The organism is Methylocella silvestris, assembly GCF_002891535.1.
Lineage (GTDB): Bacteria > Pseudomonadota > Alphaproteobacteria > Rhizobiales > Beijerinckiaceae > Methylocapsa > Methylocapsa silvestris_A.
Genome location: NZ_PDZR01000055.1, coordinates 1 through 2,450 on the forward strand (window position 1 = coordinate 1; position 2,450 = coordinate 2,450).

Sequence of the window (2,450 nt, forward strand, 5' to 3'; positions counted from 1 at the left end):
CCTAAAATCCCTTGCTATTGCCGAGTGCGATGGCGACGCCATAGCAGAAGGTGTCGAGGAGGTCGTCTTCTCGATCCCTGTTTTTGTCGCCGACGCGAAAGCTCTCGATTTGTTCGAGCAGGTGATTTCGCGAGTGACGTTTGTAGAAGATGGTCTTGTGGAAGGCATTATCGGTATATTTGACAAGCCCGCGATGCACGTAGCCAGAGACCGAAATCGCTCTCTCGTCCTTGCCCATCGCCGTAAGCCTTGATTCGATCGGATAGGCCTGCATCTCCCGTCGCCGAGCCTGTTGCAGCAAGATTGTGCCGGAGTTCTTGTCCTCGATAAAGGCGCCCAACGATCCTCTGCGCGCGTGACAGTTGCCGGCGAGTTCTTCAAGGCGATCGAATATGTTCGGCAGCCAGTTTTCCAAAATGGCGCCTTCGATCTGCACGATATCCCAATCCAAGATCAGCAAGGGGGCGACGCCGAAAAACTTGTTAATGGCAAAGAAGGCGACGGCCGTGGCGTCATGATCGGTGCCCGTCTTGGAGGCGGTGTCGATCACGGCGAAGACGGCGTCGCAGACTGGCGGGAGCGAGGCCGGACGGCCGTCAACCAGCATATTTTCACGACTGAAAAAGGCGGCCCCCGCCCAATCCACGAAATGTGCGAGATATTCTTGGGCGTATACGAGCGGATCGTTGTCTCTAATTAGCTCAGCCTGAAGGTGCTCGCGCCGTCGCAGCCAATCCCCTTCGCTCTCATCGGAGAGGCGCTTTGGCAGCAGCGGATTGTCCATCGTCGTCGCATGATGCTCATAAAAGCCATGCCGAGGGTCCGTGCAGATATTGTAGAAGAAATTGTCGAGGTCCTTGCCGGCGGCGTTCGAGCAAACGAGCGCCCGGCCGCCGTAATCGTAGAGCGTCGGCTTGATCGCTCTTTCCCACATCGCCATCATCGAGCCGGCCGCCATGTTATCGCCGTTTCTGGCGAACGCCGCCTCGTCGATCACGATTCTTTGGTAGCCGCGACTGCGGCCGACCATTTCATTGTCGAGCGACCAAAAGTCCAGACGACCGCCCGTTCTGAGCCGAATAAGCGAAGCCTTCGAGCTCTCCTCGATCAGCGAGGAAAACTTCGTCGCAAGGTCGAAGTAAACTTCCTGCGCGAGCATGTGCTGCGGCGCGATCCAGGCGCAAGCCATCCCCCTGATGACGCCTTCCGAGATCCACGCCTTGGCCAGCTCGGTCTTGCCAAAACGTCGCCCGCAGCGAAGCGCCATAAAGCGATGGTCTCGGAGGGCCGCATAAGCCGCGATCTGTCCTGGATGCAATTGTCCGATCGAAATCTTGATGGTTCCGGACGTGCGCGGCCTCCGGCTCATTCGTCAGCTGCTCCGCGTTCGGAGTCGCCCACGCCTTGGTCTTTTCTACTGGTGGCAAGCTCTCGCGCTTTTTGCTCGCCCGACTGACCTGGGTAGTCCGGCAGCCAGTCGCTGATTTCGATCTGTTCGACGCCGGCATCGCCATAGCGCTCGGCGCGCTCTCGGATTTTGAGGAGGAGCGTCGCCGCGTCGAGATCCCCGTTTACGGCACGATCGAAGAGCATTCTAAGGCTCAGTTCTTGCGCGCTCGCAAGCTTGGTCCGACCGCCCTCGCGATATTCGATCTTCGCGTTGAGAACCTTTTCGATTGTCTCGGCGAGGGCAGGGCCTGGCGCTTCGGACGCCCTCTCACGTTCCCGGAGACGCCGGGTCGAAACCGACGGCTTTTCGGCGGCTTCTTATAGCCCACCTCATAATCAGTCATGCGGGTCCTTCCGGAGGGAATTCGCGAAGGCCGCCGTATAATCCGTGTCGACGAATGTGACCTCACGCTTTTTCGACGAACGGCGGCTCGCAAAATCCCTGTATCGCAGCAGCGCTCGCCAAGCGCGTCCGTTCCCTGACAAGGCTTTTTGAAGCAGTTGAAGCACGATCGCCTCTGCGGCAGGAACCATCGCCGTCTCGCCGTTGATTTTAACCGGGACGCGTTTTGCCAACAGGCGATCGAGAATGGCCAGCGTACTCTCGCGGCGATTGCTTGGCTTTTGTCGACGCCTTCGGGCCTGAGATCCTTGCCTCGATTTTTGGCGGCTCATCGAGTCGCTCTCCTTTTTCGTCAGCCTTGGGCATTTGCCCCGAGCCTTTCGGCGCGGATCGCCTCAAAGGTCTTGCCGTTCGCGTGAATGGCGGCCTGCTTGGTCATTCTTTCCCAGCGCGAAATCGCGAGGTCGATGTAAAGCGGATCGAGCTCGATCCCGAAGCCGCGCCGTCCGACTCGCTCGGCTGCGAGGATCGTTGTGCCGCTGCCGCAGAAGGGATCAAGAATAATGTCGCCGCGCTGCGTCGCGTCGAGGATCGCGTCGGCGACCATCGCGATTGGCTTGACGGTCGGGTGAACATCGAGGCCGCGCGTTCGGCCGCG

General features: G+C 59.3%; 4 protein-coding genes. All 4 read right to left on the bottom strand.

Features of this window, described 5'->3' with window-relative positions:
• Window position 1 precedes the first annotated feature (1 nt).
• Window positions 2-1,369 carry a hypothetical protein gene (locus CR492_RS20145; protein WP_102845492.1) on the bottom strand — a complete coding sequence of 456 codons (1,368 nt, stop codon included), beginning with the start codon at window positions 1,367-1,369 and terminating at the stop codon, window positions 2-4.
• Window positions 1,366-1,677, bottom strand: coding sequence for a DUF5681 domain-containing protein (locus tag CR492_RS20630; RefSeq protein WP_348626736.1), 312 nt, complete (start codon window positions 1,675-1,677; stop codon window positions 1,366-1,368). The genes CR492_RS20145 and CR492_RS20630 overlap by 4 nt, the downstream gene beginning before the upstream one ends.
• 108 nt (window positions 1,678-1,785) lie before the next feature.
• Window positions 1,786-2,124: a DUF5681 domain-containing protein gene (locus CR492_RS21585; protein WP_432431230.1), complete on the bottom strand. Its 339-nt coding sequence runs from the start codon at window positions 2,122-2,124 to the stop codon at window positions 1,786-1,788.
• 20 nt (window positions 2,125-2,144) lie between these two features.
• On the bottom strand, window positions 2,145-2,450 hold a 306-nt coding region (locus tag CR492_RS20160; protein WP_146030352.1), incomplete at its 5' end, for a site-specific DNA-methyltransferase.